Raw genomic sequence first — 13,974 nt, forward strand, 5'->3', positions numbered from 1 at the left:
GGGCGGGGGGGGCGGGGTGCGCCGGGGGGGGGTGGGCGGGGGGGGGGGCGGGGGGGGGGGGCCGGGGGGGGGGCGCCCGGCCCGCCCGCGGGGGCGCGCGCCCCCCCCCGCCACTACCACGTTGCGGCAGGGGTCACCCGTGCCCCGCTACAATCGGCCCATGCACGTCTACCTGCAACATCCCGATGCCGGTGCGCAGGCACCGCGCTTCCTGCGCCTGAGCCTGCAGCCGGACCTGTTCGGCGGCTGGGAGCTGCTGCGCGAGAGCGGCCGCGTCGGTGCGCGCTCGCAGCTGCGGCGCGAGCTGTTCCTGCAGGCAGACGAAGCCCGACACGCCTTCGAGAAGGCCCGTGATGCCGAACTGCATCGCGGCTTCCAGATGCTTTCGCACGGCGACTGACGCCGCTGCCAACTTTCGCCCAAGGAATGCCCATCGTGACCAGCCCCCTCCGCAACGATCGCCTGCTGCGCGCCCTGCGCCGCGAACCGGTGGACTGCACCCCCGTCTGGCTGATGCGCCAGGCCGGCCGCTACCTGCCGGAGTACCGCGCGACCCGGGCCAAGGCCGGCAGCTTCCTGGCCATGGCCAAGAACCCTGAGATCGCCTGCGAGGTCACCCTGCAGCCGCTGCGCCGCTTCCCGCTGGACGCGGCCATCCTGTTCTCGGACATCCTCACCATTCCCGATGCGATGGGCCTGGAGCTGTACTTCGTCGAAGGCGAAGGCCCGAAGTTCCGCCACCCGGTGCGTGATGAAGCCGCCATCGCCAGGCTGGCGGTGCCGGACATGGAACAGGACCTGGGCTACGTGATGGACGCGGTGCGCCTGATCCGCCGCGAACTGGACGGCCAGGTACCGCTGATCGGCTTCTCCGGCAGCCCCTGGACGCTGGCCTGCTACATGGTGGAAGGCGGCGGCAGCAAGGATTTCGCACGCATCAAGGCGATGGCGCTGAACCACCCGCAGGCCCTGCACCGCCTGCTGGAAGTGACCACCGACGCGGTCATCGCCTACCTCGGTGCGCAGCGCGCGGCCGGCGCGCAAGCCCTGCAGGTGTTCGACACCTGGGGCGGCGTGCTGTCGCCGGCGATGTACCGTGAGTTCTCGCTGCGCTACCTGCAGCGCATCGCCGAAGGCCTGGAACGCGGCGAAGGCAGCGAGCGCACACCGCTGATCCTGTTCGGCAAGGGCACCGGCCTGCACCTGGAAGCACTGTCGCAGACCGGCGCTGATGCGCTGGGCCTGGACTGGACGCTGGACCTGGACGAAGCCCTGCGCCGCACCGGCGGCCGCGTTGCCCTGCAGGGCAACCTCGACCCGACCACGCTGTACGCCTCGCCCGACGCCATCGCTGCGGCCGCTGCACGCGTGCTCGACACCTATGCGGCCGGCAACAGCGGTTCGCGCGAGGGCCATGTGTTCAACCTCGGCCATGGCATGTCGCCGGACATGGACCCGGCGCACGTGCAGGTGCTGGTCGACGCGGTGCACGCGCACAGCCAGCGCTGAACCCCGGCACGGGCCACGGCGCGGCATTGATCGCGCCGTGACCCGCATTGCGCGATCATGGCGGCCCCACGCTGCACCGGCCCCCACGCCATGTCCGAACCGTCGCCCGCAGGCGCGCCCGCACCCGACACCGCCGCATCCGCCGCCGAATACGCCCGTTTCCGCCCGCTTCTCTGGCTGGTTTCGCTGGCGATCTTCATGCAGATGCTCGATTCGACCATCGTCAATACCGCGCTGCCGGCGATGGCCAAGAGCCTGGGCGAAAGCCCGCTGCAGATGCAGTCGGTGGTGTTCAGCTACGCGCTGGCGGTCGCCACCTTCATCCCCGCTTCCGGCTGGATCGCCGACCGCTACGGCACCCGCCGCACCTTCCTGGTGGCGATCATCCTGTTCACCCTCGGCTCGCTGGCCTGCGCGCTGGCCCAGCACCTGCACCAGCTGGTCGGCGCGCGCGTGCTGCAGGGCATCGGCGGCGCGATGCTGCTGCCGGTCGGCCGCCTGGCGGTGATGCGCTCGGTGCCGCGCGAGGATTTCCTGCGCGCGATGAGCTTCATCGCCATCCCCGCCCTGGTCGGCCCGCTGATCGGCCCCACCCTCGGCGGCTGGCTGGTGGAAATCGCCTCGTGGCACTGGGTATTCCTGATCAACCTGCCGATCGGCGTGATCGGTTTCATCGCCGCGATGAAGATCATGCCCGACCACTACGCCAGCCATCGCACCCGCTTCGACCTGCGCGGCTACATCATGCTGGCCTTCGCGATGGTGGTGCTGTCGCTGGCACTGGATGGCATCTCCGGCCTCGGCACGCCGCACGCACTGATCATGCTGATGACCGTGGCCGGCCTGGCCGCGCTGGTCGGCTACTGGCTGCACGCCGCCAATTCCACCGCGCCGCTGTTCTCGCTGGCGCTGTTCCGCGTGCCCAGCTACCGCATCGGCATCCTCGGCAACCTGTTCTCGCGCATCGGCAGCAGCGCCATGCCGATGCTGATTCCGCTGCTGCTGCAGGTCGGCCTCGGCCTGGGCCCGATGCACGCGGGCCTGATGATGGTGCCGGTGGCCGCGGCAGGCATGGTGTCGAAGAAGCTGGCGGTGAAGCTGGTTGAACAGTACGGCTACCGCCGCGTGCTGATGATCAACACGGTGCTGGTGGGCCTGGCGATGGCCAGTTTCATCCTGATGGAGCCGGGCCAGCACCTGGCCTGGCGCGTTGTGCAGCTGGCGTTCTTCGGTGCGGTCAACTCGCTGCAGTTCACCGTGATGAACACCGTGACCCTGCGTGACCTCGACCGCGAGTACGCCAGCTCGGGCAACAGCCTGCTGTCGATGGTGATGATGCTCGCGGCCGGTTTCGGCGCGGCGGCGGCCGGCAGCCTGCTGGCGGCATTCGGCACGCATCTGGAAGGCCATGGTGCGACGGCGGCGCTGCATGCGACGTTCATCTGCGTGGGTGCGATCACGCTGACCTCGACGATGATTTTCTGGCAGCTGCCGGACACGAGGCCGGAACCGCGGCAGGTCGAGTCGGTCGCGGAGTAGTTTTTTTCGGCAGGGCTGCGCCCTGCACCTGCTCAATGCAACGGCAACGTCAAAAGCCGAAGCGGCATTCCGTGGGATGGCGGGGCGGTGTGGGCTTGCAGGACACGCCGTAAACCCGTCCATGGGGGCTCGATGGCGCCATCCATGGCGCCAACGGTCCTGCCAGCCCACACCGCCCCTCCTCTGACAGTTGGCCGCGGCTGTTGGAACCTGCTGCTGGTGGGTGCCGACCGTTGGTCGGCACGGGGTTGAATCCGGCTTCCATTGGGACCTCGCTGCACACTGGTAGGTGTCGACCGTTGGTCGACACGCCTTTGCTCTGCCCTGGTAGGTGTCGACCTTGGTCGACACGCTTTTCCCAGGGTCAGAAGGGGTTCAGTGGCGCGCGCTGAATGCGCGGCGGGGACGGGTAGACTGGGGGGCCTTGTTCCCATGAACCCCGGTTGCCCGATGTCCGTCAGATTCCGCTGGTTGCCCCTGTTGTGCCTGGCCCTGGCGGGCTGCAGCCAGCTGGAGAACCCTGGCAACGTCACTGCCGCCGACAAGGCGACGCGGGCGCCGGCCAGCGATGGCGAGAACATGGTGTCGATCAATGCGGCCGATGCACCGCCGCCGCCGGTGGCGCCGCCGCGCAGCCGGGCGGATCGGCCGTGGCCGCAGGCGCAGCTGGAAAACGGCCAGGCCTGGGTCAGCTGCGGTACCGACTACACCGCCGATGGCGGGGATGGCGTTGTACTGGAAGGCCTGCAGCGCGAACAGATCGAGCAGGCCATGCAGCCGTGCGCCGAGCGCGGGCTGCTGCGCGTGCGCTACCACGGCAAGATCAACCCCGGTTTCGCCGAGATGGTCTGGCGGCTGGCGGTGGTGGCCGATGCGTTGAAGATCCACAAGCGCATCCTCGATCTCGATTCCAGCGGCGGCCAGGTTGAATCGGCCATCGTGGCCGGCGACAGCATCGGTGAGTCGGGCTGGACCATCTGGGTACGCGAGGGTTCCATCTGCCACAGCGCCTGTGTGTTCGTGCTCGCGGCCGGCGACAACCGGCTGCTGTCGGGCAAGGTCGGCATCCATCGCATGATGCGCATCAGTTCCAAGGCCACCTCGCGCGCTGAGCTCAACCGCGAGCTGCACGAGGTCTACGACAACGTGAAGGATTACCTGCAGCGCAACGGCGTGGCGGTGGGCGTGGCCGACCTGATGATGACCGTGCCCAACCGCAGCCTGCGCCTGCTCACGCCCGACGAGCTGCGCCAGTACGGCCTGGACGGGACCAACGCGGTGCAGGATGACCTTGAACGGATCAAGCAGATGCGCGCCTGCGGCGATGATTTCGTGCAGCGCAAGGATGCCTTCCTGGTGGCCTTCGACCAGCAGTGCAAGCGCGAAGGCGCGGACATGGAATCGATCAACAGCTGCGGCCAGGCGCTGAAGCAGCGCTTCGGCTTCCCCGACGAGGTGTGCCCGGAAGAGAGCCCGCTGTCGGAAATCGATGTGGCGACCCTGCCGCCGGCCCCGCCGGAGAAACCGCCGGTGGCCGAACAACCGGCCGCCGAAGGGGCCGCGCCGGCCGCGCAGGGCGATGCCGCGGCCGTGGAAGCCAGCGCCCCCGCGCGCTGACGGCGTACTCACCGGGCTGAAGTAGACTGCGGTTCTTACCCTTGAACCGGCGGTGTCCATGAAGCGCGTGCGTTTGCCGAAGTTCCTGCTGTTGTCCCTGCTGCCGTTGACCGCGCTGGCGCAAGCCCCGGCACCGGCCACGCCCGCACCGTCCCCGTCACGCCCGGCGCCTGCGACCCCGGCGGCCGCCAGGCCGGCCACCGCCGCACCCGCGGCCCCGGCGCTGACCGCTGCGCAGCAGGCACAGGTGCAGAAGCAGGATGCGGACATGAGCGCTGCGGCACTGAAGGCCGCGCAGCTGGTGGACAGCAACCGTGCCGGTGAGCTGTGGGACGGTGCCTCGGCCGTGGCCCGCCGCGCGGTGCCCAAGGCGGCGTTCGTCAGCCAGCTGGCCGCCGATCGCACCCGCCTTGGCACCATGAACGGCCGCGGCCAGCCCACCATCACCCGGGTCAAGTACGCCGCCGGTGCCGCCGTGCCGGAAGGCCTGTACATCAATGTCAGCTTCCCGACCCGCTTCGCCAACAGCGCGCAGCCGGTGCGCGAACTGGTCTCGTTCCGTTTCGACGAGGACCAGACCTGGCGCCTGGCCGGCTACAGCCTGCGCGCGTCCGCGCCCTGACGGAGAACCGCGATGGCCACTGAGCTGACAATGCTGGCCTGGGCGATGCTGCTCGGCTTTGTGTACATCTTCGCCGCGTCCGCCGTGGTCACCCACGAGCGCGGCATGAAGTGGAACGCGTCGGCACGCGATGCGCCCGACGTGCCATTGAGCCCGTTGGCGGGCAGGCTGAAGCGGGCGCAGGCCAACTTCTTCGAAACCTTCCCGTTCTTCGCTGCCGCCGCGATCGCGGTGGTGGTGGCCGGGCGCAGCAACGAGACCACGGTGCTGGCCGCGCAGGTCTATTTCTGGGCGCGGGTGGTCTACCTGCCGCTGTACGCGGCAGGCGTGCCCTACGTGCGCAGCCTGGTCTGGGTGGTCTCGATCGTGGCGATCTTCAAGCTGGTGTTCGCACTGCTCTGAGGCAGGCGCGGGCCTGATCCAGATCAAGGCCAGTCATGCGCCTGGCGCTATGCTGGGCGCGACTGGAATCAACGGCAGGAGGCGCGGATGCGCAGGATGGACGTGGTGGTGGTCGGTGCGGGCCCAGCGGGCCTGTGCTTTGCGCGTGCGCTGGCCGGCAGCGGCCTGCAGGTCGGCCTGGTCGAGGCGCAGCCGCGCCAGGCGCTGGCCCAGGCGGCCTTCGATGGCCGCGAGATTGCCCTGACCCATGCGTCTCGACAGAGCCTGGAACAGCTGGGCCTGTGGCAGCGCCTGCCCGAAGCCGAAATTTCCGAGCTGCGCGATGCGCGGGTGCTGAACGGCGGTTCGCCGTTCGCGCTGACCTTCGCCAGTGGCCAGCGCGATGGCCAACCGCTCGGTTGGCTGGTGCCCAACCACCTGATCCGCCGCGCGGCCTGGGAGGCGGTGCAGGGCCAGGCCGGGCTGGAGCTGTTTGACGGCCGCAAAGTGCTGGCCGTGCAGGCCGACGCCCAGGGCCACGTGGTCACGCTGGATGACGGCAGCGAACTGCATGCCCGCCTGCTGGTCGCCGCCGACAGCCGCTTCTCCGCCACCCGCCGCATGCTCGGCATCGGCGCGCAGATGCGCGACTTCGGCAAGTCGATGCTGGTCTGCCGCATGCAGGTCGAGCGCGACCACCATCACGCCGCGTGGGAATGGTTCGGCTATGGCCGCACGATGGCGCTGCTGCCGCTCAACGAAGGCCAGGCCTCGGCGGTGATCACCCTGCCGCCGCGGCAGATCGAGGAGTTGCTGGCAATGGACGAGGTGGGCTTCGGCGAGGCCATCACCGCGTGCTTCGAGCATCGCCTGGGGCAGATGCAGCCGGTGGCCACGCCCAAGGCCTATCCGCTGGTGGGGGTGTACGCGCACCAGTTCGTCGGCAAGCGCTCGGCGCTGATCGGCGATGCCGCCGTGGGCATGCACCCGGTCACCGCGCATGGCTTCAACCTGGGTTTGGCCAGTGCGCAACGGCTGGCGCAGGGCATCCTGGCGCAGCAGCGGCGGGGCGCGGACATCGCCGCGGCCGACATGCTGGCGCGGTACCAGCGCGGCCATCGGCTGGCGTCGCGGCCGCTGTACGAGGCCACCAACGCCATTGCCAGCCTGTATACGGACGATCGCCGGCCGGCACGCCTGCTGCGCGCGGCCGGGCTGCGGGTGGCGCAGGGCGTGGCGCCGTTCCGGCAGCTGATCGCCGCGCACCTGACCCAGCGGGTGGCCTGAACCGGCTGGGCGTGCCTGGATCAGCCGGCGGCCAGCACCCGGATCTGGCTGTCGGCGAATTCAACCACCTGGCCTGCGCGGATCTTGCAGGCCTTGCGCAGCTCGACCTCGCCATCGACCAGCACCTGGCCCTCGCTGATGACCATCTTGGCCTCGCCGCCGCTGGTGACCAGGTCGGCCAGCTTGAGCAGCTGCTTGAGTTCGACGTACTCGCCGTCGAGGTCGAATTCGAGGATCTGCATGGTGGGGTATCCTTGGTAAGCGGGCGGGAAGGGCGCGTATTGTGCGCCAGCGCGACCCGGAAGGGGATGCGAATGGTTTCCTGTACGCATGGTTCAGGGAGAGTGCGGTATCATTCCGCTCTGAGTGAGTGAAATCTCCTCCGACCGAGCAGCGCCAGGGCACGCGATAAGAAGGGCGCCCAAAGCGCGGACCATCCCTTTTTTATCGCACTGCCATGCAGATGGCCGTGCCTTTGGAGTTCCCCATGTCCCAAGATTCCCAAGCGCCGCTGCAGTTCGCGCAGCTCGGCCTGTCCGAGCCCGTGATGCAGGCCGTCAGCGCCATCGGCTATGAAACCCCGTCGCCGATCCAGGCCGCCACCATCCCGGCGATGCTGGAAGGCCGCGACGTGCTGGGCCAGGCGCAGACCGGTACCGGCAAGACGGCGGCTTTCGCCCTGCCGGTACTGTCCAACATCGACCTGCAGCAGATCAAGCCCCAGGCCCTGATCCTGGCGCCGACCCGCGAGCTGGCCATCCAGGTCGCCGAGGCCTTCCAGTCCTATTCGTCGAAGATCCCCGGCTTCCGCGTGCTGCCGGTGTACGGCGGCCAGCCCTACGGCCAGCAGCTGTCGGCCCTGCGCCGCGGCGTGCACATCGTGGTCGGTACCCCCGGCCGCGTCATTGACCACCTGGACCGCGGCACCCTGGACCTGTCCGAGCTGAAGACCCTGGTGCTGGACGAAGCCGATGAAATGCTGCGCATGGGCTTCATCGACGACGTCGAAGCCGTGCTGAAGAAGCTGCCGGAGCAGCGCCAGGTGGCCCTGTTCTCGGCCACCATGCCGCCGCAGATCCGCCGCATCGCCCAGACCTACCTGCAGGATCCGGTCGAAGTCACCATCCAGGCCAAGACCACCACCTCGGCCAACATCCGCCAGCGTTACTGGTGGGTGAGCGGCATGCACAAGCTGGACGCGCTGACCCGCATCCTGGAAGTCGAGCCGTTCGACGCGATGATCATCTTCGCCCGCACCAAGGCCGGCACCGAGGAACTGGCCGGCAAGCTGCAGGCCCGTGGCCTGGCCGCTGCCGCCATCAACGGCGACATGCAGCAGGCCCAGCGTGAGCGCACCATCGCCATGCTGAAGGAAGGCAAGCTGGACATCCTGGTGGCCACCGACGTGGCCGCCCGTGGCCTGGACGTGGAGCGCATCAGCCACGTGCTGAACTACGACATCCCGTACGACACCGAAAGCTACGTGCACCGCATCGGCCGTACCGGCCGTGCCGGCCGCAGCGGCGAGGCGATCCTGTTCGCCACCCCGCGCGAGAAGGGCATGCTGCGCCAGATCGAGCGCGCCACCCGCCAGCCGATCGAAGAAATGCAGCTGCCGAGCGTGGAAGCGGTCAACGACACCCGCATCAACAAGTTCACCACGCGCATCAGCGAAACCCTCGGCGCCGGCGGCCTGGACTTCTACCGCCAGCTGCTGGAACGTTTCGAGACCGAGCAGAACGTGCCGGCCATCGAAGTGGCTGCTGCCCTGGCCAAGATGCTGCAGGGCGATACCCCGTTCCTGCTGCAGGCGCCGGTGCGTGCCCCGCGTGAAGAGCGTGCGCCGCGTGAGCGTTTCGACCGTGGCGACCGTCCGGAGCGTGGCGATCGCTTCGACCGCAACGAGCGTGGCCCGCGCTTCGAGCGTGGCCCGCGCCGTGAAGACGGCGAGGGTGGCTTCGAGCAGCGCCCGCGTCGTGACGTGCCGCCGCGCGGTGCGCCGGAGCAGGGCATGGAGACCTACCGCATCTCGGTCGGCCACCAGCACGGCGTGAAGCCGGCCAACATCGTCGGCGCCATCGCCAACGAAGCCGGCCTGGAAAGCCGTTTCATCGGCCGCATCGACATCCACGACGACTTCTCGCTGCTGGACCTGCCGGCGCAGATGCCGCAGGACGTGCTCTCGCACCTGCAGAAGGTGTGGGTGTCCGGCCAGCAGCTGCAGATGCGTGCGCTGGCCCCGGGTGAAGACACCAACCCGGCACCGCGTCCGTTCAAGCCGCGCTTCGACAAGCGTGGTCCGGGAGGTCCGGGCGGTCCGCGCCGTAGTGGTCCGGGTGGCCCGGGTGGTCACGGTGGTCCGGGTGGCGACCGCGGCGGTGACCGCGACAGCCGTCCGCCGCGTCGTGACGGCTTCAAGCCGCGCGGCCCGCGCAGCTACTGATCCACCGCGACGTGCCTGAACAACGCCAGCCCCCGGGCTGGCGTTGTCCGTTTCGGGCCACAAAAAGGGGGGCGGCTTCGCATGGTCCACACATGGGCAGCCATAGGCTGGCATAGTTGATCAAGGAGGTTGTCACGGCACATTCGGGGGATCCGGGATGGGTAGAGGCAAGGAGCAGCATCGGCGGCGGGTACCGATGACCCGTGGTCTGTGGGTGCGGTTTGTACTTCTGACGGGCATGGCGATCGGACTGGTCGGCCTGTCCGCGTTGATCCAGGAGCTGCAGGCGGCGTCCACCGCCTGGATTGCGGGCCAAGGGCACTGGTCGCGTGGCCAGCAGGATGCCACCGCCGCGCTCAGCCGTTATCTGGCACGCGGTGATGCGCATGATCTGGACGATGCGCGGCGCGCCCTGCACGTGCCGCTGGGCGATCTGCATGCGCGCCTGGCCCTGGAACAGCCCGAGCCGGACCTGGCGAAGGCGCGCGAGGGCTTCCTGCGCGGCGGCAACGCACGCGGGGACGTCTCGCGGCTGATTTTCTCGTTCCGTTACGCACGCGACCTCGGCGAGTTCAGTGAAGCCACCCGGTTGTGGCGGCAGACCGACACGCACCTGCTGGCCATGCAGGCGCTGATCGACGAACTGGACAATGTGCCGCCGCAATCACTGCAGCAGCCCCGCGTGCGCGACCACTACATGCAGCGTGTGCACGACGTGGACCTGCAGCTGCAATCGCAGGCCGAAGCATTTTCCCAGGCCCTGCTGCGCATGGCACATACGGTGCGCATCGCCACACTCATCGTCGGCGGCTTCTCCGTACTGATCATCACCCTGATGGCAGTAGCCCTGGCACGCCGGGTCGGCAAGGACTTGACCGAGCATGAAAGCCGCTTCCGCGCGGCCTTCTACCAGGCCAACGTGGGCATGCTGAAGCTGGATGCGGCCGGGCGGGTGATGGAGGCCAACCAGGCCATGGCGGACATCCTGGACTACCGCCGCGACGTGCTGCAGCAGATGGCGCTCGGCGACCTGTTGATGGATGGCGAGCTGGTGCTGGACGCTGACGGTCGCATCGACTGGGATCGCCAGCTGCGGCCGGGCGAACTGCGCTTCCGCCGCCGCGACGGCAGCCTGGTCTGGGGCCGCTGGAGCGGCACCGCCGTGCGCAGTGCCGGCGGCCGGCTGTCGGTGTTCTCCATCATCGAGGATGTCAGCCAGAACCATGCGCTGGCCCGTGAGATCGAGCACCACGCCAGCCACGATCCGCTCACCGGACTGATCAACCGCCGCGAGATCGAGCGGTTGCTGGAACGCGCGCTGCTGCAGGTCCGCTCGGAGGGCGGCACGCATTCGCTGTGCTACATCAACCTGGACCACTTCAAGCTGGTCAACGACAGCTTCGGCCACGCCGCGGGTGACCAGATGCTGCGTGGCTTCGCCGAGTACCTGGTGGGCGCGGTGCGCGACGGTGACTGGGTGGGGCGGCTGGGCGCCGACGAATTCGCGGTGTTCCTCGGCCGGGCCAGCCAGGACGAGGCCAAGCGCGTGCTGCAACGGCTGATCCGCAACCTGGGGCAGGCCACGTTCCCGATCAGCGAGGGCAGCCCGCAGCTGAGCTGCAGCATCGGCGTGGTGGAAGTGACCGCCGATGCGCCCGACGTGAACTGGCTGATGAGTGCTGCCGACAGCGCCTGCTATGCAGCCAAGCAGGCCGGCCGCAACCGCGTGCACTGCTTCAACGAGGACCGCCTCGCGCTGGACGAACGCCGCCACGAGGCCGAACGCCTGCAGCGGGTGAGCCGCGCGATGGCCGAGAACCGCATGCTGCTGTATGCCCAGCGCATCGCCAAGGTCGGCGATCCCGCCTACCTGCATTACGAGGTGCTGGTGCGCATGCGCGATGCCGACGGCGCGCTGCACCTGCCGGGCCAGTTCATGCCGGCGGTGGAGCGCTATGGCATGGCCATGGCGCTGGACCGCCATGTGCTTGGCCTGCTGTTCCGCCACCTGCAGGTGTGCCCGGCGCATGTACGCCAACTGGGCCTGTGCAACGTCAACGTGTCGGCGCAGTCGATCGCCGAGCCGAGCTTCCTGGCCTTCGTCTGCGACCTGCTGGAGCGCAACCGCGCGCTGGCGGCCAAGCTCTGCTTCGAAGTGACCGAGACGGCGGCGATCAGCAACCTGACGCAGGCGCGGGCGTTCATCGACGCGGTGAAGGCGCGGGGTTGCCGGATGGCGCTGGATGACTTCGGCTCGGGCCTGTCCTCGTTCGGGTATCTGCGGCAGCTGCCGGCGGACATCCTGAAGATCGATGGCGCGTTCGTGCGGGACATGGACACCGATGCGGTGAGCCGGGCGACGGTGCGGGCGATCAGCGAGCTGGGGCGCGAGCTGCAGATGGAAGTGGTGGCCGAGTGGGTGGAGACGGCCGAGGTGGCACAGACGCTGGCCGACATGGGGGTGGAGGGGCTGCAGGGCTATGTGATCGAGCGGCCGCAGCCGTTGGAGCGGTTGACGCTGGCCAACCAGCGGCCGGTGCGGCTGGTCGGCACCCAGGGCCCGCCGGGGTAGGGCTTTTCGGCAGGGCTTGCAGCCCTGCACCTGCTGCGAGCCAGAGCAACGTCGACGTCAAAAGCCTGCATTCCGTGGGATGGCGGGGCACTGTGGGTTTACGGCGTCCCCCTCAACCGGACCCACCCCGCCAACCCACGGAAAGCCAGCTTTTGACGTTGAGGTTGCCGGCCAGCGGCCGGAACTACCGCCTCTGCAGGTGCAGGGCTGCAAGCCCTGCCGACCAACACCCTCCAAATACCACCATTGGCCTACACATTCCTGGCTCATTCCGCTGCGATAATGCCCGCCAGGGGCGACGCGCAGCGGGCGCGGGCGTAAGCAGAAGCAGGATGTAGCGTGGTCGGCAGGCAGTGGCGTTACGGAACGGGGGCGGTGCTGGTCGTGTTGCTGATGGTGCTCGCCGCGCCATGGCTCGGCCATGCGCGAACGGTCGAAAACGGCCGCGATTACCTGCTGGTCGGCGCCGCCACCGATGAGCCCACCCCGCATCGCGCCTGCACGCCGGAGATGCTGTCCGGCGACCGCCAGCAGGTCACCGTCGAAGCGCCGCCCGAAGGCTGGTCCGGCGAGCCGCAGGCGCTGGATGTGTTCAACGTGTTCGCTGGCGAAGTGCGCCTCAAGCATGGCGACCGCGAGATCTGCGGCAACATGCACGACGCGCGCACCCGTGATTCGCGCTTCCGCGCCGGCATCGGCATGGTCGCGGTTCCGCCGGCCGGCAGCCATGAGCCGTTCGTGGTGTCCTGGCAGCGGCCGTTGAAGGCGCGCTGGGTGCCGACCCTGCTGCTCGGTGCGCCCAGTCCCGTGCAGCAGAACGACACCGCTCGCCTGCTGGTGCGCGCGGCCTGCATCGCCGTGGCCATCGCCCTGGCGCTGTCGGCGCTGATGGCCTTCCTGACCACGCGTGACCGCACGTTCCTGTTCTATATCGCCGCCACCGTGGTGCTGGTGCTGTGGCAGTCCATCCTTGGCGGACTCAGTGGCTACCCCGAACCGTGGCTGCCGATCGGCGATCGCGGTCCCTGGTGGCTGCTGTCGCTGACGGCGGCGACCTTGGCATTGGTGCTGCCCGCGCTGTGGCGGCTCAACGGCGGTGACCGCGTGCTGCCGCGTTCGCGCCTGGCCCAGCAGCTGCTGCTGTGGGGCCTGATCGGCGTGGCCGTGCTGGTGCCCTGGCTGCAGCGGGAGAGCCTGGCGGTGGTGGCGCGGGTGCTGCAGGCCTGCTTCGTCGGCGGCTGCCTGCTGTCGCTGGCCATGGGCGTGTGGGCGCGCGTGCGCGGCGATGCCTGGGCCGTGGCCGGGCTGGCCTCGCTGTCGCCGATGCTGGTGCTGGTGGTGGCCGATGCGACCCGCGCGCAGTGGCTGTTCGAATACCGGGTGGAGGCGCTGCAGCTGGCCGTCACCTGGCTGCTGATGATGGCCGCCTACGCGCTCAACCAGCGCCTGGGCCGGCTGCGCCAGCAGCGCGACGAGATGCGCCAGCTGGCCGAGACCGACATGCTGACCGGCCTGCCCAACCGCCGCGCCGGCCTGCAGCAGCTGGACCAGCAGCTGCAGCGGGTGCAGCGCGAGGGCGGCACGCTGGTCATCGGCTTCCTCGACATCGACCTGTTCAAGGACATCAACGACCGCCACGGCCATGCGGTCGGCGACCAGGTGCTGGTGGCCGTGGCCCAGGCCCTGCGTGCGGCCGTGCGCCACCAGGACGAGGTGGTGCGCATGGGCGGGGAGGAGTTCCTGCTGCTGCTGCCGGGCATGCCGCGCGAGCTTGCCGCCACCCGCCTGGAGCAGCTGCGCCAGCGCATCACCGAACTGTGCCAGGACCTGCAGGTGCCGGGCCTGGAAGTGACCGCCAGCATCGGCCTGGCGCAGTGGCGACCGGGCGAGGACGACCTGGCCGCGCTGCTGCGGCGGGCCGACCATGCCATGTACGTGGCCAAGCGCAGCGGTCGCAACCGGGTCTTCGACGGCGAAACCGTCGATCCATTGCTGCCGGCGTGA

General features: G+C 69.2%; 11 protein-coding genes. 10 read left to right on the forward strand and 1 reads right to left on the reverse strand.

Annotation, left to right across the window (positions count from 1 at the left end):
- Nucleotides 1-160 precede the first annotated feature (160 nt).
- The 7 genes from ACVOK1_RS13000 to ubiM all read left to right on the forward strand — a co-directional run bounded on the left by ACVOK1_RS13000 (nucleotide 161) and on the right by ubiM (nucleotide 6,955).
- A complete protein-coding gene (locus tag ACVOK1_RS13000; RefSeq protein WP_106468857.1) occupies nucleotides 161-400 on the forward strand; it encodes a WGR domain-containing protein in 240 nt (79 codons plus the stop codon).
- Nucleotides 401-426: 26 nt separating this feature from the next.
- On the forward strand, nucleotides 427-1,509 hold the full coding sequence (hemE, locus tag ACVOK1_RS13005) for a uroporphyrinogen decarboxylase (RefSeq protein WP_481562302.1): 1,083 nt from the start codon (nucleotides 427-429) through the stop codon (nucleotides 1,507-1,509).
- A 90-nt stretch (nucleotides 1,510-1,599) separates the two neighbouring features.
- Entirely contained in the window at nucleotides 1,600-3,048 is a 1,449-nt protein-coding gene (mdtD, locus tag ACVOK1_RS13010; protein WP_481562303.1) for a multidrug transporter subunit MdtD, read from the forward strand.
- Between the two features lie 450 nt (nucleotides 3,049-3,498).
- Nucleotides 3,499-4,665, forward strand: a complete 1,167-nt coding sequence (locus tag ACVOK1_RS13015; protein ID WP_481562304.1) for a COG3904 family protein — start codon at nucleotides 3,499-3,501, stop codon at nucleotides 4,663-4,665.
- 58 nt (nucleotides 4,666-4,723) lie between these two features.
- Nucleotides 4,724-5,287 (forward strand): DUF4019 domain-containing protein, encoded by a 564-nt coding sequence (locus ACVOK1_RS13020; protein ID WP_481562305.1) that lies wholly within the window; start codon nucleotides 4,724-4,726, stop codon nucleotides 5,285-5,287.
- 12 nt (nucleotides 5,288-5,299) lie between these two features.
- Nucleotides 5,300-5,689: an MAPEG family protein gene (locus tag ACVOK1_RS13025; RefSeq protein WP_108768270.1), complete on the forward strand. Its 390-nt coding sequence runs from the start codon at nucleotides 5,300-5,302 to the stop codon at nucleotides 5,687-5,689.
- 87 nt (nucleotides 5,690-5,776) lie between these two features.
- Nucleotides 5,777-6,955 carry a 5-demethoxyubiquinol-8 5-hydroxylase UbiM gene (ubiM, locus tag ACVOK1_RS13030; protein WP_481562306.1) on the forward strand — a complete coding sequence of 393 codons (1,179 nt, stop codon included), beginning with the start codon at nucleotides 5,777-5,779 and terminating at the stop codon, nucleotides 6,953-6,955.
- Between the two features lie 20 nt (nucleotides 6,956-6,975).
- Here ubiM and ACVOK1_RS13035 read toward each other — a convergent pair whose 3' ends face one another.
- Nucleotides 6,976-7,197 (reverse strand): RNA-binding S4 domain-containing protein, encoded by a 222-nt coding sequence (locus ACVOK1_RS13035; RefSeq protein ID WP_108768272.1) that lies wholly within the window; start codon nucleotides 7,195-7,197, stop codon nucleotides 6,976-6,978.
- 245 nt (nucleotides 7,198-7,442) lie between these two features.
- Between ACVOK1_RS13035 and ACVOK1_RS13040 the strand changes: the two genes are divergently transcribed.
- The 3 genes from ACVOK1_RS13040 to ACVOK1_RS13050 all read left to right on the forward strand — a co-directional run bounded on the left by ACVOK1_RS13040 (nucleotide 7,443) and on the right by ACVOK1_RS13050 (nucleotide 13,974).
- On the forward strand, nucleotides 7,443-9,398 hold the full coding sequence (locus tag ACVOK1_RS13040) for a DEAD/DEAH box helicase (protein WP_481562307.1): 1,956 nt from the start codon (nucleotides 7,443-7,445) through the stop codon (nucleotides 9,396-9,398).
- 196 nt (nucleotides 9,399-9,594) lie between these two features.
- A complete protein-coding gene (locus ACVOK1_RS13045; protein ID WP_481562308.1) occupies nucleotides 9,595-11,970 on the forward strand; it encodes a putative bifunctional diguanylate cyclase/phosphodiesterase in 2,376 nt (791 codons plus the stop codon).
- A 393-nt stretch (nucleotides 11,971-12,363) separates the two neighbouring features.
- Nucleotides 12,364-13,974 carry a diguanylate cyclase gene (locus tag ACVOK1_RS13050; RefSeq protein ID WP_234456189.1) on the forward strand — a complete coding sequence of 537 codons (1,611 nt, stop codon included), beginning with the start codon at nucleotides 12,364-12,366 and terminating at the stop codon, nucleotides 13,972-13,974.

This window comes from Stenotrophomonas sp. STEN087 (assembly GCF_056759115.1).